The sequence below is a fragment of the Rhodococcus sp. MSC1_016 genome (genome assembly GCF_023667485.2).
GTDB classification, from domain to species: domain Bacteria; phylum Actinomycetota; class Actinomycetes; order Mycobacteriales; family Mycobacteriaceae; genus Rhodococcus_F; species Rhodococcus_F oxybenzonivorans.
In genome coordinates this window covers 2,126,066-2,150,020 of record NZ_JAMOZI020000001.1, presented here as the reverse complement: position 1 = coordinate 2,150,020, position 23,955 = coordinate 2,126,066, and the positions used below count along the sequence as shown (strand labels likewise).

At 66.2% G+C, this 23,955-nt stretch carries 21 protein-coding genes; 8 read left to right on the top strand and 13 right to left on the bottom strand.

Translation table 11 applies throughout. The features are described 5' to 3' along the window. Together L1080_RS10015 and L1080_RS10010 are read left to right on the top strand one after the other, a co-directional pair. A complete protein-coding gene (locus L1080_RS10015) occupies positions 1 to 774 on the top strand; it encodes a thioesterase II family protein (protein WP_159922592.1) in 774 nt (257 codons plus the stop codon). Next, positions 768 to 3,038, top strand: coding sequence for an MMPL family transporter (locus L1080_RS10010; protein ID WP_159922594.1), 2,271 nt, complete (start codon positions 768 to 770; stop codon positions 3,036 to 3,038). Before L1080_RS10015 ends, L1080_RS10010 begins: the two co-directional genes overlap by 7 nt. Here the strand turns inward: L1080_RS10010 and L1080_RS10005 are convergent. Genes L1080_RS10005 through L1080_RS09995 form a run of 3 tightly spaced genes read right to left on the bottom strand, consistent with a single transcriptional unit; the run spans position 2,947 to position 5,420 of the window. Next, the gene (locus L1080_RS10005; RefSeq protein ID WP_159922596.1) at positions 2,947 to 4,140 is read right to left on the bottom strand and encodes an SPFH domain-containing protein; all 1,194 of its coding nucleotides are present in this window, start codon (positions 4,138 to 4,140) and stop codon (positions 2,947 to 2,949) included. The genes L1080_RS10010 and L1080_RS10005 overlap by 92 nt on opposite strands. Beyond that, positions 4,141 to 4,572: an NfeD family protein gene (locus L1080_RS10000; protein WP_159922598.1), complete on the bottom strand. Its 432-nt coding sequence runs from the start codon at positions 4,570 to 4,572 to the stop codon at positions 4,141 to 4,143. It lies immediately after the preceding gene. Between the two features lie 8 nt (positions 4,573 to 4,580). After that, positions 4,581 to 5,420 carry a DUF3097 domain-containing protein gene (locus L1080_RS09995; RefSeq protein WP_159922600.1) on the bottom strand — a complete coding sequence of 280 codons (840 nt, stop codon included), beginning with the start codon at positions 5,418 to 5,420 and terminating at the stop codon, positions 4,581 to 4,583. Positions 5,421 to 5,487: 67 nt separating this feature from the next. Between L1080_RS09995 and L1080_RS09990 the strand changes: the two genes are divergently transcribed. Further along, complete coding sequence (locus L1080_RS09990) at positions 5,488 to 6,297, top strand: hypothetical protein (protein ID WP_159922602.1); 810 nt, start codon at positions 5,488 to 5,490, stop codon at positions 6,295 to 6,297. Here the strand turns inward: L1080_RS09990 and L1080_RS09985 are convergent. The 8 genes from L1080_RS09985 to L1080_RS09950 form a co-directional block, all read right to left on the bottom strand. Continuing rightward, positions 6,263 to 7,348 (bottom strand): ferrochelatase, encoded by a 1,086-nt coding sequence (locus L1080_RS09985; protein ID WP_159922604.1) that lies wholly within the window; start codon positions 7,346 to 7,348, stop codon positions 6,263 to 6,265. The genes L1080_RS09990 and L1080_RS09985 overlap by 35 nt on opposite strands. A 48-nt stretch (positions 7,349 to 7,396) precedes the next feature. Beyond that, a complete protein-coding gene (inhA, locus tag L1080_RS09980) occupies positions 7,397 to 8,194 on the bottom strand; it encodes an NADH-dependent enoyl-ACP reductase InhA (RefSeq protein ID WP_109330181.1) in 798 nt (265 codons plus the stop codon). 45 nt (positions 8,195 to 8,239) lie between these two features. Continuing rightward, positions 8,240 to 8,989, bottom strand: a complete 750-nt coding sequence (gene fabG1, locus L1080_RS09975; RefSeq protein ID WP_109330183.1) for a 3-oxoacyl-ACP reductase FabG1 — start codon at positions 8,987 to 8,989, stop codon at positions 8,240 to 8,242. Between the two features lie 57 nt (positions 8,990 to 9,046). Continuing rightward, entirely contained in the window at positions 9,047 to 10,027 is a 981-nt protein-coding gene (locus L1080_RS09970) for a VWA domain-containing protein (RefSeq protein WP_159922606.1), read from the bottom strand. After that, on the bottom strand, positions 10,024 to 10,998 hold the full coding sequence (locus L1080_RS09965) for a DUF58 domain-containing protein (RefSeq protein WP_159922608.1): 975 nt from the start codon (positions 10,996 to 10,998) through the stop codon (positions 10,024 to 10,026). The genes L1080_RS09970 and L1080_RS09965 overlap by 4 nt, the downstream gene beginning before the upstream one ends. Beyond that, positions 10,995 to 12,164 (bottom strand): chaperone MoxR1, encoded by a 1,170-nt coding sequence (moxR1, locus tag L1080_RS09960; protein WP_159927236.1) that lies wholly within the window; start codon positions 12,162 to 12,164, stop codon positions 10,995 to 10,997. Before moxR1 ends, L1080_RS09965 begins: the two co-directional genes overlap by 4 nt. A gap of 204 nt (positions 12,165 to 12,368) precedes the next feature. Beyond that, positions 12,369 to 13,889, bottom strand: a complete 1,521-nt coding sequence (locus tag L1080_RS09955; protein WP_250773486.1) for an NlpC/P60 family protein — start codon at positions 13,887 to 13,889, stop codon at positions 12,369 to 12,371. A 409-nt stretch (positions 13,890 to 14,298) separates the two neighbouring features. After that, positions 14,299 to 14,904 carry an Rv1476 family membrane protein gene (locus L1080_RS09950; protein ID WP_250773333.1) on the bottom strand — a complete coding sequence of 202 codons (606 nt, stop codon included), beginning with the start codon at positions 14,902 to 14,904 and terminating at the stop codon, positions 14,299 to 14,301. A 305-nt stretch (positions 14,905 to 15,209) separates the two neighbouring features. On the opposite strand from L1080_RS09950, the gene acnA reads away from it, so the two are divergent. Next, entirely contained in the window at positions 15,210 to 18,014 is a 2,805-nt protein-coding gene (acnA, locus tag L1080_RS09945) for an aconitate hydratase AcnA (RefSeq protein ID WP_159922613.1), read from the top strand. 180 nt (positions 18,015 to 18,194) lie between these two features. Then, complete coding sequence (locus tag L1080_RS09940) at positions 18,195 to 18,761, top strand: TetR/AcrR family transcriptional regulator (protein WP_109330192.1); 567 nt, start codon at positions 18,195 to 18,197, stop codon at positions 18,759 to 18,761. A gap of 13 nt (positions 18,762 to 18,774) precedes the next feature. Here the strand turns inward: L1080_RS09940 and L1080_RS09935 are convergent, their stop codons facing one another. Together L1080_RS09935 and L1080_RS09930 are read right to left on the bottom strand one after the other, a co-directional pair. Continuing rightward, positions 18,775 to 18,990 carry a helix-turn-helix domain-containing protein gene (locus tag L1080_RS09935; protein WP_109335127.1) on the bottom strand — a complete coding sequence of 72 codons (216 nt, stop codon included), beginning with the start codon at positions 18,988 to 18,990 and terminating at the stop codon, positions 18,775 to 18,777. Positions 18,991 to 19,062: 72 nt separating this feature from the next. Further along, positions 19,063 to 20,694, bottom strand: a complete 1,632-nt coding sequence (locus tag L1080_RS09930; RefSeq protein WP_109335128.1) for an ABC-F family ATP-binding cassette domain-containing protein — start codon at positions 20,692 to 20,694, stop codon at positions 19,063 to 19,065. 127 nt (positions 20,695 to 20,821) lie between these two features. Between L1080_RS09930 and L1080_RS09925 the strand changes: the two genes are divergently transcribed. The 3 genes from L1080_RS09925 to ku all read left to right on the top strand — a co-directional run bounded on the left by L1080_RS09925 (position 20,822) and on the right by ku (position 23,955). Then, positions 20,822 to 21,262: an SDR family oxidoreductase gene (locus L1080_RS09925; protein WP_374434513.1), complete on the top strand. Its 441-nt coding sequence runs from the start codon at positions 20,822 to 20,824 to the stop codon at positions 21,260 to 21,262. Between the two features lie 616 nt (positions 21,263 to 21,878). Continuing rightward, positions 21,879 to 23,027: a lycopene cyclase family protein gene (locus L1080_RS09920; protein WP_250773342.1), complete on the top strand. Its 1,149-nt coding sequence runs from the start codon at positions 21,879 to 21,881 to the stop codon at positions 23,025 to 23,027. A gap of 40 nt (positions 23,028 to 23,067) precedes the next feature. Further along, a complete protein-coding gene (gene ku, locus L1080_RS09915) occupies positions 23,068 to 23,955 on the top strand; it encodes a non-homologous end joining protein Ku (protein ID WP_459030775.1) in 888 nt (295 codons plus the stop codon).

Below are 23,955 nucleotides of genomic sequence, written 5' to 3'. Positions count from 1 at the left end.
ATGCGCAGCCGCTATCTCGACCGGCCCGGGGCCGACGCGGCACTACGCCTGTTCTGCTTCCATCACGCCGGTGGCGGGTCGTCGATGTACCGCCCCTGGCATCGTGCACTCCATCCCTACGCCTCGGTGTGGCCCGTGCAGCTGCCCGGGCGGGAGGACCGCGCCGGGGAAACTCGATTCGTCGACCTCGAGTCACTCCTCACCGACCTGGAGTCCGAACTCGACGACGCCCTGACGGTTCCGCATCTCTTCTTCGGACACAGCCTGGGCGCGCTCGTGGCCTATCGGCTGGCCTGCCGGCGTCGATCCCGGCATCGTCTTGTGCCCCGGGCCCTGCTGCTGTCGGGGTACGGGGCGCCGCACCTTCCCGCACCGTTCCCGCCGGTCGACAGCCTGGACGACACCACCTTGATCCAGTTCCTCCGCGATGTGGGTGGTGTGCCGCCCGAGTTCCTGGACTGGCCCGATTGGGTGCGGCACTGGCTTCCGGTGGTGCGCGACGATCTGCGCGTCTGTTGCAACTACGTCGACCCCGGTGACCCACCGCTCGCATGCCCGATGCATCTCTTCGGGGCGGACGCCGATCCGCTCGTCAACGAACACGACCTGCACGCATGGAACCGTCACACCACACAGCCGTGCGAGGTACAGATTCTCGCGGGCGACCACTTCTACCTCACGCAGTCCCCCGAACAGCTGTTCCGTCTGCTGCGGCCGTTACTGCGGCGCTACGCCCCGGTGACCGGCCGTGACGAAGCGGTAGCGTCGTGCTGAGGCGCCTCGCCACCCTCATCGTGTCCTTCCCGCGCCGCGTCCTGGCTGTCGCGGTGGCCCTCCTCGTACTGTCCGCAATTTTCGGGGCGGGGGTGTCCGAGCACCTGAAAGTGGGCGGTTTCGACGACCCGGGCTCCGAGTCTGCGCAAGCGGAGCGATTCCTCGAGGCGGAGTTCGGCACCGCGAGTCCGAATCTGGTGCTCCAGGTCACGGCGCGCAGCGGCGACGTGAACACCCCGGACGTCACCGCAGCGGCACAACAACTGCGGCGGTCGATCACAGCGGAACCGGACATCACCGAAGTGGCCTCCTACTGGGTGGCGAATTCCCCCGAGCTCCGCAGCAACGACGGACGCTCGGCCCTGTTGCTGCTGCACGTCGGAGGCAACCCGGAGCACGCGGCGCGGCGCACCCACACGCTCGTCGAGGCACTACCCTCCGACGACCCCTCGGTCGAGGTGGTGGCCGGCGGCAAACTGGGCCTCGCCGACGCCATCGAGCAGCAGGTCGCCGACGATCTCCTCCTGGCCGAATCGATCGCCGTTCCGGCAACACTCGTCCTCCTCGTGGTGGCGTTCGGCAGCGTGGTGGCCGCGCTCCTGCCGTTGACCCTGGGTGTCATCTCGATTCTCGTGACGATGGTGGTGCTCTTCGGCCTCGCCCAGATCACCGATGTCTCGGTGTACGCGCTCACCGTGGCCACCGCGTTCGGGCTGGGCCTGGCGATCGACTTCGGATTGCTCCTGGTCTCTCGGTTTCGTGAAGAACGAGCCGCCGGCAGCGATCCGCAGAAATCGGTCGTCGACACGGTGACGACGGCCGGGCGCACCATCGTGTTCAGCGCCGCGACAGTCATGGTCGCGATGACCGGAATGCTGGTGTTCCCCACCTACTTCCTGCGATCAGTCGGTCTGGCCGCGATGGCGGTGGTCGCCGTCGCGGCGTTGGGCGCCGTCGTGGTGTTACCCGCGCTGCTGGCTGTGCTCGGAACCCGGGTAGACCGGCTGACGGTGCTCCGACGAAAGAAGACACCGGCGTCCGACTCGCTGTTCTGGCGGCGAACCGCGGCTGCCGTCACCCGTAGACCGGTGCGAACAGCGCTTCCCGTCGTCGCACTCCTGCTGGTGCTGGGAATCCCGTTCCTCCACGCGCAGTATGCGACACCGGACGAGCGCGCCCTGCCCAGCGGGTCGGCGGCCCGCCAGGTCACCGTCGACATCCGAGAGAACTATTCCGCCGGCGGCGCCGACGCCGTGACGGTGACAACCCTTCAGGACGGAACGTCCCTCGAGCCACTCGCCCGGGAGATCTCCACCATGACCGACGTCGCCCGGGTAGACGGCGTATTCGGCCGCTACGAGGAGGGGAATCTCGTCCTCGGCCCGGGACCTGAGAGCGCTCGGTTCGCGGCGGGAGAGGCCGGTTTCCTGCTCGTGCAGCCCTCGGTCGGCGCACAGTCGGACGCCGCCCAGGACCTGGTCCGCGCGATCAGAGAGCTGCCCGCGGTAACCGGAGACCACCTTGCGGTAGGCGGACCCACCGCCACGCTCATCGACAGCCGCACCGCCATCATGGACCGGCTACCCCTGGCCATCGGTCTGATGGCGGTCGCGACTTTCGTGCTGTTGTTCTTGTTCACCGGAAGCGTCATCCTGCCGCTGAAGGCGTTGGTGCTCAACGTGTTCACCCTGTCGGCCGTCGTGGGTGCGATGGTGTGGGTGTTCCAGGACGGCCACCTCGCCTGGCTCACCGGCGCGACACCCGCCCCATTGAACATCGGCATGGTGGTGCTGTTGTGCTGCATCGCCTTCGCGCTGTCCGTGGACTATGAAATCTTCCTACTCAGCCGCATCAAGGAAGCCCACGACACCGGCGCGAATACCACCGAGGCGACCATCGAGGGACTCGGCCGCGTCGGTCGCATCGTCACCAGCGCGGCCGCACTGCTCACCGTGACGCTGCTGTCGTTCTCCACCGGTCTGACCTTCATGCAGATGTTCGGGATCGGCACCGCGCTCGCCATCATCGTGGATGCCACACTGATCCGCGGTGTCCTGGTACCGGCGTTCATGCAGATCGCCGGCGACCTGAACTGGTGGGCGCCGCGCCCGCTGCGGTGGGTGCATGCCCGCATCGGGCTGAGCGACACCCCGGGGTCCGGTCCGCCCGAGGTCACCGATCCTGCGGCGGCACCGGCGGCGGAAGCTGTCCCGGCGCCGCACTCGACCCGAGCGAATGTTCCTCGGCCCCACCAATCTTCGTGAGCGGACCGTCGACGGGCTGACGCGCCTCCACCTCTGCGGCGCGCACCGCCTGGGCAATGGCCGGGTCGGACTTGGTTTCGAACCACTCGGCGACCTCGTCGGAGTCGTCCTCCGGCTTCGGTAGATCCTCGTCCGCCGTGGACGGCTCGTACCGGAACACGCCGTCCTGGCCCTGAGCTCCGAGGGTCTTCGCGAATCCCTTGAGCGCGTCGCCGAAGTCGCTGGGCACCAACCACACCTTGTTCGCGTCGCCCTGCGCCATCTGCGGCAGCGTCTGCAGATACTGGTACGCCAGCAGCTCGGGGGTTGGTTTGCCCGCCTTGATCGCGGCGAACACCTTCTCGATGGCCTTCGCCTGACCCTGCGCCTGAAGGTATTTGGCCGCCCGTTCACCCTGGGCGCGCAAGATCCGGGACTGCCGCTCCCCCTCGGCGGTGAGGATCGACGCCTGCTTGGCGCCCTCCGCGGCGAGGATGCGGGACTGCTTGTCGCCCTCGGCGGTCTTGATGGCCGACTCGCGGTGTCCCTCGGCGGTCAGAATGGTGGCCCGCTTCTCGCGGTCAGCCTTCATCTGCTTTTCCATCGACTCCTGAATCGAGGGTGGCGGATCGATACTCTTGAGCTCGACTCGGGCCACCCGAAGCCCCCATCGGCCGGTGGCCTCGTCGAGCACACCCCGTAGCTGCCCGTTGATCGAGTCCCGCGACGTCAGCGTCTCTTCCAGAGTCATGCCACCGACGACGTTGCGGAGCGTGGTGGTGGTCAACTGCTCGACACCGACGATGTAGTTGCTGATCTCGTACACCGCGGCCTGCGGGTTGGTGACCTGGAAGTACACCACCGTGTCGATGGACAGGGTCAGGTTGTCCTGGGTGATCACCGGCTGCGGCGGGAACGACACCACGCGCTCGCGCAGATCCACCTTGGCCCGGATGCGGTCCGCGAACGGGATGAGGAACGTCAGCTGTCCCGACACCGTCCTCGAATACCGGCCGAGCCGCTCGATCACTGCGGCCTCGGCCTGCGGCACCAGTGCCACCGATTTGGCCACCACCAGGGCGACGAACAATACGAGCACGACCAACACGATGAGTGCTGCCATCTACGGTCCCCTCCACACGACGGCGGTAGCGCCGTCTATTTGCATCACCGTCACGGTCGTTCCCGGTGGATATACCTCGGTGCTGTCGAGCGGCCGCGCAGTCCACACGTCACCGCCGAGCTTGATCTGTCCCGCGTGCTCCGCGACTTCCTCGAGAACCAGCGCCTGTTTTCCGGTGAGCGCCTCGATCCCCATCGGCGTCGACGGCGGGGTCGCGAACTTACGCAACAACACCGGCCGCACTCCGAGGATCAGCACGAGAGACAGAACGCCGAACAACACCGCATCGACCCACACCGGGAAGTCGGTGACTGCGGTGACCCCCGCCGTGGCGAGAGCACCCCCGGCCAGCATGAGGAGGAAGAAGTCCCCCGTCAATGCTTCCGCTGCAGCGAGCAGGACACCCGCTACCAGCCAAATCAATGCAGCCACAACACCATCTAACCAGAACCCGGGTGTGAGGCGGTGACGAAGTCGACCAGCTGTTCGACCGCCCCGATCAGCGGGGCTTCGAGGTCACGGAAACTGTCGACCGCCGAATAGACCCGACGCCAGCCGTCGCGCGGCGTGCCCCAGCCCAGCTCGCGGCACACCCCGGTCTTCCAGTCCTCACCGCGCGGGATCTTCGGCCATGCCTCGATCCCGACCGCGCTGGGGCGCACCGCCTCCCACACGTCGATGAAGGGATGCCCCGTCACGAGCACATTCGGGCCGAGTCCCTTCGTCAGCTGTGTTTCCTTCGACCCGGTCACCAGATGGTCGACCAGAACGCCGACACGCCGGCCGGGCCCGGGCCGGAACTCTGCCAGCCGTTCCGCGAGATTGTCCAAGCCCTCGAGATGCTCGACGACGACACCCTCGACGCGCAGGTCGTGGCCCCACACCCGCTCGACGAGTGCCGCGTCGTGGACGCCCTCCACCCAGATCCGGCTGGCCAGCGCGGTGCGGGCCCGCAGCCCTTCGACTTTGGTCGATCCCGATGCGGACCTCGTTCGCGCGGGCCCGGCCGGTTTCGCCGCGGGCCGCACCAACGTGACCGGCTTCCCGTCGATCAGGAAGGCGGCTTCGCGCATCGCGAACAACCGGGTACGCCGCGCTCCGTCCTCCAGCCGGACGAAGTCACCGTCGTAGGTTCGCTCGAACCCCACCACCGCCCCGCAGAACCCGGTGCCCGCGTCCTCGACCACCAGATCGCGTTCGGCGGCCACCGTGGGCGTCACCGGCTTCCTGGTCCGCGGGTGTCCGGAAAAGATGTCGCCGTATCTGTCGCCTCCGCTCACGGGCGCTGACGCTATGCCAGAGGTGCCGTTACACACACCCCGCCACGCCGACATATGCTCGTTTATCGTGACTTCACCCAGCGCCACTCTCACCGTGTGGGCCAGTGCCTGGCTCGCCGGGAACAGTGCACCCGACGACGTCATCGACGCACTGCATGCGTGGGCGCCGATGCATCTGGTCTGCGCGGGTGACCATGTGACGGCCGGCCGCACCGGCCTGCCCTGGCCCGACCCGCAGGACCGGGGTGCCGCGGCGTTGTTGCAGACGATCCGCCGCGCCGTCTCCGAGCCGGACACCGAGATCCGGCTCGTTCTACCCGGCCCGGGCGACGTGCGCGGCATTCCCGCGGGAACCACCTTCGCGGCCGCAGCGGTCAGTGCCGGCGAAGGCATCCTCATCGGGCCCCAGGGCCGTCCCGGGACGGGTCTGGTACCCCACGTGGAAGGACCCGACGTGCTGCGCTGGACCGTCTCCTGCCTCGAACAGCTCCCCGTCGACGCTCATCACACCGGTCTCGGCGAGGCCGAGTTCACCATGCGGGAAACGGTGCGCGACGCCGCGGCAGCGCTCGAAACCCTGCACATGCTCGATTCCGGCTTCGGCGCCGACCCGCGTGCCCTCATCGCGGATGCGTTGGCCGAGTCGGCGCTGCACCGGTACCCGGCCACCATCCCGGCCCGCGCCCTCCGAATCCTGGACTCCGCGGATCAGGTGGCCGCCATCCTCACCGTCGCCGAGCAGATGGCGCCGGCCCGGACCGTCACCGCATCGGCCGCAGCCTCCCTCGAGGACCTGCTTCGCCCACTGCGTTCCGCCGTGCGTTCGGCCCGAACCGCCGCAATCAATGCGTGTGCGCGGGACGCCCGGCCGGCCTGACCATGGCCTTGCAGCAGTCGGCAGCACAGGACCTGCCGTCGGAAGTGGAACCGAGGAGCGGTTCGGTACCGAGACGCCGGGCCTGTCTACCGTCGAGGTGCTCGCCCATCAGCTCCAGCACGAGTTCAGCGAAACGAGGATCCGTACCCGGAGTGGCCGCGCGCACGAAGTCGATACCCACGTCGGCCGCCCTTTCGCGGGCCTCGGTGTCGAGGTCCCACACGACCTCGAGATGGTCCGAGACGAAACCCACGGGGCAATTGATGACCGAACGCACTTCCTGGGCGGCCAGAGCCTCGAGGTGATCACAAATATCCGGCTCGAGCCACGGCACCTGGGGTGGGCCGGACCGGGACTGCCACACCAGGTCGAAGTCGCCGAAGCCGGCGGCGTGCGCGATCAGGCGCGCCGCCTCGGCCACCTGCCTGCTGTACAGATTGCCGCCCTCATCGGGAGGGCCGGCGTTGGCATCCGCGGCGGCAGGTACCGAATGCGCCGTGAAGACCAGACGGGCGCCGGCGCGGGTTTCGGCCGGAAGCTGCGTGGTCGCCTCCCGCACTGCATCGGCGAACGCGTCGATCAGGAGGGGATGGTCATAGTACTGGCGCAGTTTCACCAAGTGAGGTGCCGCGTCCCCGAAGGCGGCGCGCGCCCGCGCGATGTCCTCGTGATACTGACGGCAACCCGAATACCCGCCCCACGCGGACGTGGGAAACACCAATGCCGACCGGACACCGTCCGCAGCCATCTGCGCCACCGTGTCCTCGACCATCGGATGCCAGTTGCGGTTCCCGAAATAGACGGGCAGATCGACACCGGCTTCGGACAGCGCCGCCTCGACCCGGGCGATGATGTCGCGATTGAGCGCGTTGATCGGCGACACACCGCCGAAGTGAAGGTAGTGCTCGGCCACCGCGTCTAGCCGCTCCGGTGGCACTCCCCTTCCCCGGGTCACATTCTCGAGAAAGGGGCGCACGTCCTCAGGCTTCTCGGGACCGCCGAACGACAACACGAGAAGGGCATCGAACTGTGTTTCCCGTTTCTGGACCATGGTGCCAATCCTGCGCGCTGCCGTCGGTGACCCTTACTGCGGGTCCTGTTATCCGGCCATCGCGTGGGCGCCGCCGTCGACGTAGATGATCGACGCCGTGGTGCCGGGCAGCCAGTCGGACAGGACGGTGCACACGGTCTTCGCGACCGGCTCCGGATCGTCGACGTTCCAGCCGATCGGCGCCCGCTCGGACCAGGCGGTGTTCAGCTTGTTCATCTCTTCGGCCGGTCCGGTGGCGGTGCCGGCGATCGCCTTGGCGGCGAGCGTCTTGATCGGTCCTGCGGCGACCAGGTTGGAGCGAATCCCGCGCTCGCCCACCTCCTTGGCCACATAGCGGTTGACCGACTCGAGCGTCGCCTTCGCCACACCCATCCAGTTGTAGAACGGCACGGCGCGCGCCGGGTCGAAATCCATGCCGACGATCGAAGCGCCGTCGTTCAGCACAGGAAGCAGCGCCTTCGCCACCGACGCGTACGAGTAGGCGGACACCTCGAATGCGACCCCGACGTCCGACCATGGTGCATCGAAGAACGGGCTGCCCAGGCAGGACCGCGGCGCAAAGGCGATGGAGTGCACCACACCGTCGATGCCCTCCGGGGCGAGTTCGCGAACCCGGTCGGCGAGCGACTCGAGGTGAGCGGGGTCCTGCACGTTCAGTTCGACGGCCGGCGGCACCGGCTGCGGCAGGCGTTGCGCGATGCGGTCGATCAACCGGAGACGGTCGAACCCGGTGATGATCACCTTCGCGCCCTGCTCCTGCGCCACCTTCGCCACGTGAAAGGCGATGGACGCGTCGGTGATGATGCCGGTGACGAGAATGGTCTTACCTTCGAGCAATCCGCCCATGAGGTGTCCTCCTGTAGGAAAAGTCCGGGAAGTGAAGTGGGTGGGTCAGTGACCCATGCCCAGGCCGCCGTCGACGGGGATGACCGCGCCGGACACGTAGGCCGAATCGTCGGACGCCAGGAAGCTGACCACCGCGGCCACGTCCTCCGGCTGGCCGACGCGCTGCAGCGGGATGGCCTGCACGGCCATGTCCCGGTACTTGTCCTCCATCGCTGCCGTCATGTCGGTGTCGATGAACCCCGGGGCGACCACATTTGCGGTGATCGATCGAGAACCCAACTCGCGGGTGAGGGACCGCGCGATGCCGACCACACCGGCCTTGGAGGCCGCATAGTTCACCTGGCCGGGTCCGCCCGCGAGACCGACGACGGAACCCAGGAACACGAAACGGCCCCAACGCGCCCGCAGCATCGACCGGGTAGCCCGCTTGGCGACCCGGAACGCGCCGGTGAGGTTGGCGTCCACGACGCTCGTGAACTGCTCCTCCGACATCCGCATGATGAGGGTGTCGTCCGTGATCCCCGCGTTCGCGACCAGTACCTCTACCGGACCCTGATGCTCTTCCACTTCCTTGAAGGCGCGATCGATCGACTCGGCGTCGGTGACGTCGCACTGAACGGCGAAGAGCCCGTCGGGCGCACCCGAACCGCGGTGAGTGACGGCGACCTTGTGGCCGTCCGCCGCGAGACGCTGCGCGACGGCGAGACCGATCCCGCGGTTACCGCCGGTGACCAGCACCGAGCGAGGAGAGGACACCGTCCTTACCGACGAGTCAGTAGATTCTGGGTTAGACATGGGGAACAACCTATCTGTTCGAAATCGCTGGAAGAAAACGCCGGTCCGAATGGAACGTCAGGGCAGGCGTTGACGCAGAACAAGTGCAAGGATCAGCCCGGCGGTCGCCGACAGGACCCCGAGCACCAGCCAGGGCCGGCTGGCATCGCCGCGGGTGGTCTCGAATCCGATCTGTTCCTCGAGGGTGTCGTAGACGTCACGCAACTCCTCGAGGCTGGACGCGGTGAAGAAACTTCCCCCGGACAGGGAAGCGATCTCCCGCAGAGATGGGTCGTCGACCGGCACCGGAATCCGCTCGTCCTCGATCTCGACCTTGCCGTAGCTGGTCCCGAAGGAGATGGTCGAAATCGGCACGTCCTTCTCCTTGGCCTGACGCGCCGCAGTGAATCCGCCGCGGGGATCGTCCGGATTCTCGGGCACCGTCTGCTTACCGTCCGACAGCAGCACGATGCGGGCCGGCGGGGCCTGATCGCTGCCGCCGAGCACCGCTGCCAACGTCTCGATCGACTGCAGCGACGTGAAGATCGCCTCCCCCGTCGCGGTGCGCTCACTCAACTGCAGATTGTCGATGGCAACCTTTGTCGCTTCCCGATTGGTCGTCGGCGAGACGAGCACCGACGCCGTACCCGCGAAGGCGACGAGACCCAGGTTGATGCCCGGGGTCAGGCCGTCGGCGAACGACTTCGCCGCATCCTGGGCGGCGGCCAACCGGGTCGGTTCCACATCGGTTGCCTTCATCGAGAGCGAGACGTCGATGACGAGAATCACGGTGGCCCGGTTACGCGGAACCCGTTTGTCCTCGGTGGGTCCGGCGAGCGCGACGCTGAAGAACACCAGCGCCAGCACCATCAGCAACGCCGGAACGTGGCGAATGCGGCCCGGTCTGGACGGCGCCACCTTCTCGAGCAACGCGAAGTTCGTGAACCGCAGGGTGTGCTTGTGCCGTTGCCGCTGCACCCACACGTACCCGGCCACCAACGCAGCCACGACGAGGAGGAAAAGCAGCCACCAGGGCGAGGTGAATTGAGAAAGGCTCACCGGCGAGCCCTCTGCGTCGTCGCGGTTCCGAAACTGTGCTTACGCGCCGAGACGAACCGGACGACGTCCGCGATCCAGTCCCGGTCCGTCCGCAGACTGAGCACCGGTGCGCCGCAACGTCGCAACGATTGCTGCACCTGCAGGCGATGTTCTTCCGCGGCCCGCGCGAAATCGGCGCGCAGCTGCGGTGTGATCGAGAATTCGCGGGTCCGTCCGGACTCCGGATCGTGCAGCACTACATCCCCTATGTCGGGTAGTTCCAGATCTCGCGGATCGAGCACCTCCACGCCGAGGACGTCATGGCGACCCGAGATTGCCCGCAGTGACCGTTCCCAGTCGATCGGCCCCAGAAAGTCGCTGATGACGACGGCGAGGCCCCGGCGCCGCTGAGGCCGGCGCAGCGACTCCACCGCGCTCTGCAAGTCGCCCCGGACACCGTCCGGGGCGTGCGGGGTGGTCGCGATCTGCCGCAACATGGCCTGGGCGTGAATGCGGCCACCGCGTGCAGGGATGCGGGTGGTCTGTGCACCGGTGGCCACGATGGCACCGACCCGGTTGCCCCCACCACTGGTCAAGTGGGTGACAGCCGCAGCAGCGGCCACGGCGAGGTCCCGTTTCTCGCACCCGGCCGTGCCGAAGTCGAGGCTCGAGGACAGGTCGATCACCATCCACGTCTCGAGTTCGCGGTCGGCCACCGACTGGCGAACATGCGGATGCGTGGTCCGTGCGGTGACCGACCAGTCCATCTGGCGGACGTCGTCGCCGGGCTGGTATTCGCGGGCATCACCCGGCTCGGAGCCCGGCCCGGGAATCAGACCGAGATGATCCCCGTGCAGTACCCCGTCGAGGCGTCGACGAACGGTGAGCTCCAAGGTTCGCAGCGCGGCGGACAGTTTCGGGTCGCGCAGCTCGCCGGAACGAAAGGACGGCGGTGGGCCGGCGCTCTGCGCGCCGGCAGTACGCGCACTCACCGTGGCTGGCTCATTGCCGTCGGTCCGGGCACCGACGCAACCGGACCGGGTCCGGGATGCCCGGCCGGAGCGACCTGCGCGGTGGGCTGAGCGGCGATCTGCGGGAGCCCCACGGTCTGCAGAACCCGTGAGATGACGTCGTCCGGGGACACCTCGTCAGCCAGGGCGTCGTAGGACAGAACGAGGCGGTGACGCAGCACGTCCGGAATGACCTCCAGAACGTCCTGCGGCACGACGTAGTCACGCCCCCGCAGAAGTGCCAGTGCGCGCGCCGACGAGATGATGCCGAGAGTGGCACGGGGCGACGCTCCGTACGCGATCCAGCCGTCGACATCGGCGAGGCCGAACTGTGCCGGGGTACGGGTGGCCGCGATTACCCGGACGACGTAGTCGACGAGCGCATGATGCACGAACACACCACTGGCCACCTTCTGCAGACGGACCAATTCCTCGGGATCGAGTACCTGTTGCGGCTCCGGCGCCGCGACACCCATGCGGTAGACGATTTCGCGTTCCTCCTCCACCGAGGGGTAGTCGACGAGAATCTTGAACAGGAACCGGTCGCGCTGCGCCTCCGGCAGCGGATAGACACCCTCGTTCTCGATCGGGTTCTGGGTGGCCATCACCAGGAAGGGGTCCGGCATGTGGTACCGCTTGCCACCGATCGAAACGTGCCGCTCCGCCATGACCTCGAGAAGGGCCGACTGCACCTTCGCAGGCGCCCGGTTGATCTCGTCGGCGAGTACGAAATTGGCGACGACCGGACCGAGTTCGGTGTCGAATTCCTCCCGGCCCTGCCGGTAGATGCGCGTACCGATGAGGTCGGTGGGCACGAGGTCGGGCGTGAACTGGACGCGCGAGAAGGAACCGCCGACCACCTTCGCGAACGTCTCGACGGCGAGCGTCTTCGCGACGCCCGGCACACCTTCGAGGAGCACATGCCCCTTGGCGAGCAGACCGACGAGGATTCGCTCCACCAGCCGGTCCTGACCCACGATCACCCGCTTGACCTCGTAAATCGCGCGTTCCAACGTCTGAACGTCCGCGGCGAGGCTGGGCGCGACGGCGTTTGCCGCAGTCTTCGGGGCGGCGTTCTGCACGGATGCACTCGCCGCGCCGGGAGCGGTCTGGGGGCCCGACCCATTGGCCGTGCCACCATTCTTCACTCCGTCCGGCGACGCTTTCGCGAGCGTCTCCTTCCGGGCTGCGCCCTCCGATACCGCATCATCACGTGAGGTCACCAAGAATCCACCGCTTTCACCTAGATCGTTCCGCCCGTTCACGTACTTGCTCAACTATTCCAGGTGCAAGCAACCCCCGCCGCAACCAAGCACGATCCGCACTGCGAACTACTTCGTCGACACCATGGCTTACGAGACCATACGCACAGCGTAGGGGGTCATGCCATCCCACCGCACGGGCGAAATTCGGACGGTGGATCCGGACTGCGGAGCCTCGAGCATCTCGTTGTCACCGAGGTACAGGGCTACGTGCTGACTGGCGTTGGGGCCGTAGAAGATCATGTCGCCGCGCTGCATCTCCTCCGAGGGCACTTGTTCACCGGCCGTGTACTGATACCCCGTGTAGTGCGGCAAAGAAATTCCGATGCCGGCGAAGGCGTAGATCATCAGACCCGAGCAGTCGAAACCCACCTTGTTGAAATCGCCGTAACTGTCGGCGACACCCCCGTCGCGAATGCCTTTCGTCGGCCCGTTCTCGTCACCGCCGCCCCACGCGTACTCGACACCGATCTGGGAAAGCCCCCGGTCGATCACCGTCTCGATTGCGGCGCTGCCGGTAAGGCCGGAGCCACTGGTTGACGACTCGCTGTCGGACTCGTCAGTCGTGGTCTCTTCGTCGTACTCGCCGGTCGACGTCTCGTCGTCGGCGGAGTAGTCCTCGCCTTCCTCGGTCGAGTCCTCCTCGATGGCGGTATGCGCCCGCTGACCGGCGGCGAGGGCCGCTGCGCGTTCGCGCGCCGCTTCGTTGGCCGCCACCCGGGCGGCGGCCTGCGCGGCCGCCTCACGGGCCGCCGCGGCGACAGCTGCCCTCTGAGCTTCCTCGGCCCGCCGCTGCTCGTCCCACGCCGCGTAGGCCTCACGCTGGCCTTGCAGTCCCGTGACGTTGCCGCGAGCCGCTTCCAGCTGGGCCTGCGCGGATGCTCGTTCGCTTTCGATCTGCGCCTTCTTGGCTGCCTGATCTTGCAAGGCCGCCCGGGCGATGGCGATGGCCTGCTCGGCGAGTGACTTCTTCGTCTCGGCCTGCTTGGCTGCGACATCCGCCTGCTGCTTCGCCTCGCGGGCCGAGGAGTCCCTGTTCGCCTGCTCCGTCCGCGCCCTCTGCAGTCCTTCGAGTACGGCGTTCTGGCTCGCCGCCAGAAGCTTCAACACCTGTGCACGGTCCAGGACGTCGCCGGGCCCCTTCGCCCCGAGATAGGTCGAGATCGACGAGACGTTGGTGCCCTGGGTGTAGCTCGACCGTGCGTACTTGTCGAAGTCCTTCTGGGCGAGCTCGATCTGCGCGCCCGCGTCGCGCAGTGCCTGCTGTGACGCCCCGACGACCCGCGCCGCAAGGTCGGCGGCACCACGCGCGTTCTGCAAATCCACGAGAGCGCGATTGACGTCTTCCCGTTTGATCGCCACCTCGTTGTCGAGCTGGGCGAGTTGCTGGTCGGCAGAAGCCACCCGGTTGATGAGATCGCTCACCTGCCCGACGCCCGCGGCTACTCGAGCGCCGGCCTGGGCGAGGTCGGAATCGGACGGATTGGGCGGCGGAGGAGGAACAGCGGCCGCCAAGCCCGGAGTGCTTCCCACCAGCGCCGCGACGATGCCCAGCCCGATGAGGAGGCGTACAGCTCGATGTCGCCTGCGGGAGAAGCCACGGTGCCCCAGTCCACCTCGTGCTTGTCGCTTCACAACTCTCTCCCTCGGTTCTGCACCGAACACGCAACCGCGCTCCACGCGAAGTGGCGCGCCGCGCCGTGCTCGTTGGGGGGAAGGAGATCCGGCAAGCCACATCGTTTCCGTGACTCGGACGACACCGATCGACACGAAAATTGCCGTCACCAATGACGTCAATGCACCGCCTGCGACACTTCTTCCCCAAGAGCGCCAAATGCACCGTACGACACTTGCGGACTCTATGGAAACTTTAGTCACAAATAACACATGGGTAATTTGACCAGCGGAAATGTGGAAAGAACACGATCGGGGGCTGCTGTCTGCCATCGGTGCAGGCAGAGACGATCGAGGCCGAAGCGGATCGAATGCGCCGCCGCGAACAGGTGAATCTATGCGTCGGTCACGGGTTCGGATGCTCTACAGGTGCGGACGTCGACGCGGCGGCGCCACTTCCGTCCCGCGGCGCCGAGTCCGGCGAGACGCGTCGGCGTGACTTCGCATAGAACGTCGCTGCCGCGGCGACAGCGACAACGGCCATGATCAGTGCCGTCATCAGCGCCCACGGGGGTCCCGGCGCGACGATCTCGTCCACGAACTGATCGGCCGCCACCACCGAGTCGCTGGTATAGGTGCGGTCCTGTCCTGATTCGAGCAAGACCCGGCTGATCGAGTCGCTGTACGTTCCGACCCAGCTAGGACTCAGAACGAGAACGGTGCCGCCTTCTTCCTGACCGACCTCGGTCGCGAGGTCGCGTAGTTGCGAGACGCGTTCCGGATCCGCGTCCAGAACCACGATGCTCAGCTCGATGCCGTGATCGGCGGCACGATCGACGACAGCGACGAGATCGCTCACTTCGTCGGCCGGCGCCGAGACACCGTCATCGGACACATCGGTGACCACGTCCGCCACATCGAGGTCTTCCGGAAGATCCGCTGACAACGGCAGAGCCGTCGGAGCGGGAAATGCGGCACTGGAGGGAAGCACGGTGGCGACTGGGGCAGACATCTCTCATCCGGGTTTGCTGTAGGAACGTGGAGCCTCGCGTGAACACTACGTGAGGACAGGGCGATGTTTCGTTCCATCCGGCTGCACGGCTCGGCGGTGTCTGCTGAGATCGGGAGGTGACGGGAGTTTTCCCGCCCCGAATTCTCACAGGACAAGCGTACTGTTAGACTATCGGAGGTACCGCGGTATCAGCCGAGTCCGTTCATCGCTAGCACCACAGCGCGCCCGGATCAGCCTGCCCGCAGTGCCTCCAGCCGTCGACACAGCCCCGTCGGCGGCGACCCTCATAGACGAGTGGAGCTGACGTGAGCACGAGTATTGATTCGTTCGGCGCCAAAGGCACCCTCGAGGTCGGTGAGAACTCCTACGAGATCTTCCGCCTCTCGGCCGTGCCCGGTACCGAAAAACTTCCCTATGCACTGAAGGTTCTCGCCGAGAACCTGCTTCGTACCGAAGACGGCGCGAACATCACCGCCGACCACATCCGCGCCATCGCGAGCTGGGACCCGTCGGCTGAGCCGAACGTCGAGATCCAGTTCACGCCTGCCCGCGTGATCATGCAGGACTTCACCGGCGTCCCCTGCATCGTGGACCTCGCCACCATGCGCGAAGCGGTCACCGCACTCGGCGGCGACCCCGACAAGGTGAACCCCCTTGCGCCCGCCGAGATGGTCATCGACCACTCGGTCATCATCGACGTCGCAGGCCGCGCCGACGCCTTCGAGCGCAACGTCGACATCGAATACCAGCGCAATGGTGAGCGCTACCAGTTCCTGCGCTGGGGTCAGGGCGCATTCGACGACTTCAAGGTCGTCCCCCCGGGAACGGGCATCGTCCACCAGGTCAACATCGAGCACCTGGCACGCACCGTCATGGTCCGGAACGGCCAGGCGTACCCCGACACCTGCGTCGGCACCGACTCGCACACCACCATGGTCAACGGCCTGGGCGTGCTGGGCTGGGGCGTCGGCGGCATCGAGGCCGAGGCGGCCATGCTGGGCCAGCCCGTGTCCATGCTGATCCCGCGCGTCGTCGGCTTCAAGCTGACCGGTGAGATCAAGCCGGGCGTCACCGCCACCGACGTGGTTCTCACGGTCACCGACATGCTGCGCAAGCACGGCGTCGTCGGCAAGTTCGTCGAGTTCTACGGCAAGGGTGTGGCCGAGGTTCCCCTCGCCAACCGCGCAACTCTGGGCAACATGAGCCCGGAGTTCGGTTCCACCGCCGCGATCTTCCCGATCGACGCCGAGACCGTCAGCTACCTCCGTCTCACCGGCCGCACCGACGAGCAGCTCGCGCTCGTCGAGGCTTACGCCAAGGAACAGGGCCTGTGGCACGACGCCGACCGTGAGCCCGAGTACTCCGAGTACCTCGAACTCGACCTCGGTGACGTCGTCCCGTCCATCGCCGGCCCGAAGCGCCCGCAGGACCGGATCCTGTTGTCGGAGTCGAAGACCGCGTTCCGCAAGGACATCCACAACTACGTGGAAGAGAACTACCCCACGGGCCACTCGCAGCTCGACGAGGCCGTCGAGGAGTCGTTCCCCGCGAGCGACCCCGCCGCCCTGTCGTTTGCCGACGACGGTGCCGTCGACGTGCAATCCGCAGCCAACGGGTCCCAGGGACGTCCGAGCAAGCCGATCAAGGTCGTCTCCGAGGAGAAGGGCGAATTCGTCCTCGACCACGGTGCCGTCGTGATCGCCTCGATCACCTCGTGCACCAACACCTCCAACCCGTCGGTCATGCTCGGTGCGGCACTGCTCGCCCGCAACGCCGTCGAGAAGGGGCTGTCCGCCAAGCCTTGGGTCAAGACGTCCATGGCCCCCGGTTCGCAGGTCGTCACCGACTACTACAACAAGTCGGGCCTGTGGCCGTACCTCGAGAAGCTCGGCTTCTTCCTGGTCGGCTACGGCTGCGCCACCTGCATCGGTAACTCCGGACCGCTCGACGAGCAGATCTCGCAGGCCATCCAGGACAACGACCTGACGGCGACAGCCGTGCTGTCCGGTAACCGCAACTTCGAGGGACGCATCTCCCCCGACGTGAAGATGAACTACCTCGCGTCTCCCCCGCTGGTCATCGCCTACGCGCTGGCAGGCACCATGGACTTCGACTTCGAGCACGACGCCCTCGGTCAGGACACCGACGGCAACGACGTGTTCCTGAAGGACATCTGGCCCTCCCCGCAGGAGATCCAGGAGACGATCAACTCCTCGATCAGCCAGGAGATGTACGTCAAGGGTTACGCCGACGTCTTCAAGGGCGACGAGCGCTGGCGTGGTCTGCCTACCCCCGAAGGCAAGACCTTCGAGTGGGCCGAGGATTCCACCTACGTGCGGAAGCCACCGTACTTCGACGGAATGCCGAAGGAGCCGACCCCGGTCAGCGACATCAAGGGCGCCCGCGTCCTTGCGCTCCTGGGCGACTCGGTCACCACGGACCACATCTCCCCTGCCGGCAACATCAAGGCGGGAACGCCGGCGTCGCAGTACCTCGACGCGAACGGCATCGACCGTAAGGACTACAACTCCTACGGTTCGCGTCGCGGCAACCACGAGGTCATGATCCGCGGAACGTTCGCGAACATCCGTCTGCGCAACCAGCTCCTCGACGACGTCTCCGGTGGCTACACCCGCGACTTCACCCAAGACGGTGGACCGCAGGCCTTCATCTACGACGCGTCGCAGAACTACCAGGCCGCGGGTATCCCACTCGTCGTCCTGGGCGGCAAGGAGTACGGCTCCGGATCGTCACGTGACTGGGCGGCCAAGGGCACCAGCCTCCTCGGCGTCAAGGCCGTCATCACCGAGTCGTTCGAGCGCATCCACCGCTCCAACCTCATCGGCATGGGCGTCGTTCCGCTGCAGTTCCCGGCCGGCGAGTCCGCCGCGTCGCTGAAGCTGAACGGCACCGAGGTCTTCGACATCGAAGGCGTCGAGAAGCTCAACGAGGGTGTCACGCCGAAGACCGTCAAGGTCACGGCAACCCGTGAGAACGGCGAAAAGGTCGTCTTCGACGCTGTCGTTCGTATCGACACCCCCGGTGAGGCCGACTACTACCGCAACGGCGGCATCCTGCAGTACGTGCTCCGCAACATGATCAAGAGCTGAGGCGCACTAGGCGCTCCGCGCCTGTGAGCACTTTCGGCCCAGACAGGCACAAAGCGCTCACGACCACCGATAGTCGACCGTCTTGCCGACGGAGTGGTCGTGAGCGCTTTGCGCACGACGTGAGTAACCTCGCCCACGGCCGAAAGTGCTCACAGGCACCCAAACGAAGGAAGGGTGCCTGTGCCCAAGGTCAGTGAAGACCATCTCGCGGCACGGCGCAGTCAGATTCTCGACGGCGCCCGCCGATGCTTTGCGGAATACGGTTACGACGGTGCCACGGTCCGCAGGCTCGAAGAAGTGACCGGCCTGTCGCGCGGAGCGATCTTCCACCACTTCAAGGACAAGGACGGATTGTTCCTCGCGCTCGCACACGAGGACGCAACGAGGATGGCCGACGTCGTCGCGCAAGAGGGCCTCGTTCAGGTCATGCGCGACATGCTCGCTCAACCCGACCAGTTCGACTGGCTCGGCACCCGGCTCGAGATCGCCCGCCGCCTGCGCAACGACGCCGATTTCCGCCGAAGTTGGTCACAGCGCTCAGCTGAACTGACCGAGGCGACGATGGCGCGCCTCGCACGGCAGAAGTCGGCCGGACGTCTGCGTGACGACGTGCCCACCGACGTCCTGATCGGATATCTGGATCTCGTTCTCGACGGACTGGTCGCACGAATCGCGTCGGGACAGGCAGGCGACAATCTCTCCGCCGTCCTCGACCTCGTCGAGGAATCGGTCCGGCGCCGGGACTGAACCCCAGGAGCCCTCAGGTCGGGCGGCGGTGCGCTCCACCCCTCCCCCGAAGCTCTACATGCGACTCGGCGAGCATGTTCCGTACAAACCCGTACGAACGTCCCATCTCCCGGGCGAGCGAGCGAATACTCGCACCGGCCTGGTACCGATCCTTCAACTCCGCCTGCAGATCGGCGCGGGGCGACCCCGTGATGCGAGCACTCTTGGCGAAAACACCGATGTCAGCCATGAATTCCTCCAGTCGACGAGCGACGGTGGTGGCTTCCACGGTAGAACGTCGCCGCGACGGGATCAACGCACGTCAGGCGAGCTGGATCAGTTCCAGATACTCCTGAGACCAGTGGTCTTCGGTGCCATCCGGTAGCAGGATGACCCGTTCCGGGTCGAGCGCCTCCGCCGCACCCGGGTCGTGTGTCACCAGCACCACAGCGCCCGTATAGCTGCGGAGCGCATCCAGAACCTGCTCGCGCGACACCGGATCGAGGTTGTTGGTGGGCTCGTCGAGCAGCAGCACATTGGCCGACGACGACACCAGACCCGCCAACGCGAGACGGGTCTTCTCACCACCGGACAACGTGCCTGCGGGCTGCTCGAGCTGCGGACCGGTGAACATGAACGCCCCGAGCAGCGAACGCAGCTCCTGCTCCCCCGTGTCGGGCGCCGCGTGGCGGATGTTCTCCCACACCGAGGCATTGTCGTCGAGTGTGTCGTGCTCCTGCGCGAAATACCCGATCTTCAACCCGTGCCCGGGGACGAGCCCGCCGGCGTCCGGTGTCTCGACGCCACCCAGAATGCGCAGCAACGTGGTCTTACCGGCACCGTTCAGGCCCAGGACCACCACGCGGGAGCCCCGGTCGATCGCGAGATCCACTCCGGTGAAAATCTCGAGGGAACCGTAGACCTTGGTCAGGTTCTCCGCCATCAACGGCGTCTTCCCGCAGGCAGCGGGTTCGGGGAACCGAATGCGAGCAACCTTGTCGGAAACCCGTTCGGCATCGAGCTCGGACATCATCTTGTCGGCGCGTTTCGCCATGTTCTGCGCAGCAACGGCCTTCGTGGCCTTCGCGCCCAGCTTCGCGGCCTGAGCGCGCAGGGCACCGGCCTTCTTCTCGGCATTGGCCCGCTCACGGCGCCGACGCTGCTCGTCCGTGGCCCGCGCGTCGAGATACTTCTTCCAGGTCATGTTGTAGACGTCTGCCTCACCGCGCACGGCGTCGAGGAACCACACCCGGTTGACGACGTCGTTGAGCAGTTCGACATCGTGGCTGATCACGATCAGTCCACCCTCGTGGCTCTGCAGGAACCCGCGCAGCCACGTGATGGAATCGGCGTCGAGGTGGTTGGTCGGCTCGTCGAGCAGAAGCGTCGTGTCCGACCGTCCGCCGCTGCCGTCCGAGGCCGCGAACAGAATCCTGGCCAACTCGACACGGCGGCGCTGCCCGCCCGACAGGGTGTGCAGCTGCTGGCCGAGGATGCGGTCGGCGAGACCGAGACTGTTGCAGATACGCGCCGCTTCACTCTCCGCTTCGTATCCGCCCAGCGCGGAGAACCGCTCCTCGAGATTCCCGTACTTGCGCACGGCTTTATCCCGTTCGGCGTCGTCGACCACTTCGGCCATCAGAATCTGCTGCTTCTCCATGTCACGCAGCAACGCATCGAGGCCCCGCGCCGACAGAACGCGATCTTTCGCAAGAACGTCGAGATCGCCCTCCTTCGGATCCTGCGGGAGGTAACCGAGGTCGCCGGTCCGGACGACGGAACCGGCGTAGGGTTCGCCCTCCCCGGCGAGGATGCGAAGCGTCGTCGTCTTTCCGGCACCGTTACGGCCGACCAGACCGATCCGGTCGCCGGGCTGCACCCGCAAGGCCGGCCCGGGCGCAGACAGCAACGTCCGCACTCCGGCTCGAACTTCCAGGTCGGTAGCGGTGATCAACAAGACTCCTAGGAAAAGCTCACATTTCGATGAGAAATACGCGCACAGAACGCACGAACCCCCGATTTTACCTCGAGGTTCTACCCAGCTAGAACACGCGTACCAGTGATTCCGCTAACGTTCGCCCATGGCTACGGACACAGGAGTGAACTCCTCGGTGGATCTACACGGACTCACCGCCCTCGTGACGGGCGCGAGCCGGGGAATCGGCAAGGCGATCGCGGCAGAGCTGCTCGCCAGCGTCGCGGGCATTCGTTCCACCGGCGTAATCGCTGCGTATGGCGCGTCCAAGGCTGCGCTCATCCGGCTCACCGAAGAACTCGCGTGGCAACTCGGGCCCGGTATCCGCGTCAACGCCGTGGCGCCGGGAATCGTCAAAACGCAGTTCGCCACCGCGCTCGTCGCCGCCGGCGAAGAGCAGGTATCCGCCGGCTATCCGATGAAGCGGCTCGGCACACCCGAAGACGTCGCGGCCCTCGTAGCATTTCTCGTCTCACCTGCCGCAGCCTGGATCACCGGTGAAACCGTCCGCGTCGACGGCGGTCTCCTCGCTACCGGCTCGATGTAGCCCATCAGATCGGTGCCGGTGCATCTCCCCCACGACGTCAGCATTCCGTAGGGCCGCACGGCGTAGGCCGATCGCAGTCCCCACATCTCCGAGTGCAGATCGACTCTGCCCGCGCGGGCAGACCTGGGCGGCTGTCTTGTGCCGATGTTGGCGGTAGTACGTCGAGTCGGAAACGGGGTTCTGAGGGTGATGACGATGCTTCAGGAATAACGGACCATGAATTAAATTCGGGATATTCCGGTGTTCCGTCCCGTTCCGAGTCGTATCGTGGATCCCACGGAGTTACCTCCGCGGGAATGCCTTCTTGCGCTCGCCGTGCCGACGCCCGGGAAGCGCAAAGGGCCGGCTATCGCGGCGGCGCGACTACTGCACTGCCGACTCCCCTACCCCGCCGGCAGTGCAGCGCGTGGGGCGTTCGGCCTCCCCCATTTCAGGTTCGGCACCGGCAGTGGCCTTTCGGACCGGTGATGTACGTGGGGTGCAGTGATGCTGGAAGGGGGTCACTACTGCCCCGCATCTACACCGCACAACTACCCGAATTCGGAAAATACTGCAGTTCCGTCCTGGCCGGACTCGGAAGCACCTCTACCGCGGTGTTCGTGAAAAGCTGGTCATCGTGGCAGCTGCATCACATCCGCCGAACTGGGACGTCGCGATCGTCGGGCTCGGCCCTGCCGGCCGCGCACTCGCCCACCGGGCCGCACTCCGTGGCCTCGCCGTGGTGGCGATCGACCCCCACCCCCGGCGTAGTTGGACCGCGACCTACGGCGCGTGGAAGGACGAGCTCCCCCACTGGTTGCCGGAAGCAGCGATCGCTACCCGGACCCAGCTCCCGACGGCATGGACTACACGCCGACAGTCGATAAGTCGCACCTATTGTGTCTTGAACACACCAATGCTGCAGTCAATACTGTCAGACGGAACAGCGACCGTAATCGCAGGTAGAGCCGTCGACCTCTCCCCCACTGCCGTGTTCCTCGGTGACGGGACGACCGTGACAGCGCGCGTCGTGGTGGACGCGCGCGGCACCGGAGACAGCCCCGACCTGGCCCAGCAGACCGCGTACGGCGTTGTAGTCGACATGGGCACGGCCGCCGGCGCTCTGGACGGCGAGCACGCCCTGTTCATGGACTGGCGCACCGACAACGGCACCTCGTCGTCAGATTCGCCGTCCTTTCTCTACGCCGTGCCGCTGTCCGCCGATCGGTTCCTCCTCGAGGAAACATGTCTCGTCGGTCGTCCGGCTCTGCCGATGTCGGAGCTCGCGACAAGGCTCCACCGGCGGCTGCGACACCGCGGAGTTTCCGTTCCGTCACGCTCCGACGTGGAACGCGTCCGGTTCGCGGTCGAACCGCCCCACGACGCCAGCCGTACGGCGGGATCGGGGCAGGTGCGTTTCGGCGCCCGCGCAGGCTTGATGCATCCGGGCACCGGTTACAGCGTTGCCGCGTCCCTCAGTTGCGCGGACGCCCTGACCCGCGACCTCGTGGAGGGCACTTCGGATCGGCTGTGGCCCTGGAGGGCACGAACCGTGGCCTCGCTGCGGTCGATCGGGCTACGCGCACTCCTCCAGCTCAACCCGGAATCGGTACCGGAATTCTTCGAGCATTTTTTCGATCTTCCCGCGCATGTGCAGGCTGCCTATCTGTCCGACCGTGCACATCCGGCCGCGACGTTGTCGGCCATGCGACGCATGTTCCTCGCTTCGTCCGCGGATATTCGCGGTGCAATGCTGCGCTCGGCGCTTCACCGGGAAGTTCGATGAAGTGTCGCGCGAAGTCTGAAAGGGGACCATTATGGAACGCATGCGGTCGATATGGAAGGGCTCGATAGCGTTCGGTCTCGTCAACGTGCCGGTCAAGGTGTATTCGGCAACCGAGGATCACGACATCAAGTTTCACCAGGTCCATGCCAAGGACGGCGGGCGGATCAAATACAACCGGGTGTGCACTGAATGCGGCAATGTCGTTCAGTACGCCGATATCGACAAGGCCTACGATTCCGACGACGGTGTCCGAGTAGTCCTCACGGACGACGATTTCGGGAAGCTTCCTGCCGCCGAGAAACACGAAATTCCGGTTTTGCAATTCGTGCCCACCGACCAGATAGATCCCATTCTGTTCGAGAAGAGCTACTATCTCGAACCGGATTCCAGCTCACCGAAGGCGTACGTGCTGCTGGCGACCGCGCTCTCCGAAAGCGACCGTACGGCGCTCGTGCACTTCACGCTGCGTCAACGCACTCGTCTGGCGGCGATGCGCTCACGGGACGGCGTCCTGGTCATTCAGACGCTGCTGTGGCCCGACGAAGTACGTGAAGCGTCCTTTCCGTCGCTCGACAACGTCGACAAGCCGAAGGCGAAAGAACTGGCGATGGCGGAAACGCTGGTCGACAGCATGGCCGAGGATTTCGATCCCACCGAGTTCACCGACGACTACCAGGTTCAGCTACGGGAACTGCTGGACGAGATGATCAACTCGGGTGGCAAGAAAGTCATTCCCGTCGCGGAAACCGAGAAGGCCGGTGAAGACGCCGAGGTGGTCGACCTGGTAGCAGCGCTACAACGCAGTGTCGACGCCGCCGGCAAGAAAGCGGCTCCCGCGAAGAAAAAGCCTGCCAAGAAAGCCCCTGCGAAGACCGCCGCCAAGAAGACCGCGTCGAAGTCCACTGCCTCGGAACGCAAGCGCGCTTGA

Excerpts from the sequence above, each read along its gene's own strand:
- inhA (WP_109330181.1), bottom strand. The coding sequence starts at position 8,194 with ATGGGCGGATTGCTCGAAGGTAAGACCATTCTCGTCACCGGCATCATC.
- L1080_RS09925 (WP_374434513.1), top strand. The coding sequence starts at position 20,822 with ATGGCTACGGACACAGGAGTGAACTCCTCGGTGGATCTACACGGACTC.
- L1080_RS10015 (WP_159922592.1), top strand. The coding sequence starts at position 1 with ATGCGCAGCCGCTATCTCGACCGGCCCGGGGCCGACGCGGCACTACGC.
- L1080_RS10005 (WP_159922596.1), bottom strand. The coding sequence starts at position 4,140 with ATGGCAGCACTCATCGTGTTGGTCGTGCTCGTATTGTTCGTCGCCCTG.
- L1080_RS09950 (WP_250773333.1), bottom strand. The coding sequence starts at position 14,904 with ATGTCTGCCCCAGTCGCCACCGTGCTTCCCTCCAGTGCCGCATTTCCC.
- fabG1 (WP_109330183.1), bottom strand. The coding sequence starts at position 8,989 with ATGTCTAACCCAGAATCTACTGACTCGTCGGTAAGGACGGTGTCCTCT.
- L1080_RS09985 (WP_159922604.1), bottom strand. The coding sequence starts at position 7,348 with ATGGTCCAGAAACGGGAAACACAGTTCGATGCCCTTCTCGTGTTGTCG.
- L1080_RS09935 (WP_109335127.1), bottom strand. The coding sequence starts at position 18,990 with ATGGCTGACATCGGTGTTTTCGCCAAGAGTGCTCGCATCACGGGGTCG.
- ku (WP_459030775.1), top strand. The coding sequence starts at position 23,068 with ATGCGGTCGATATGGAAGGGCTCGATAGCGTTCGGTCTCGTCAACGTG.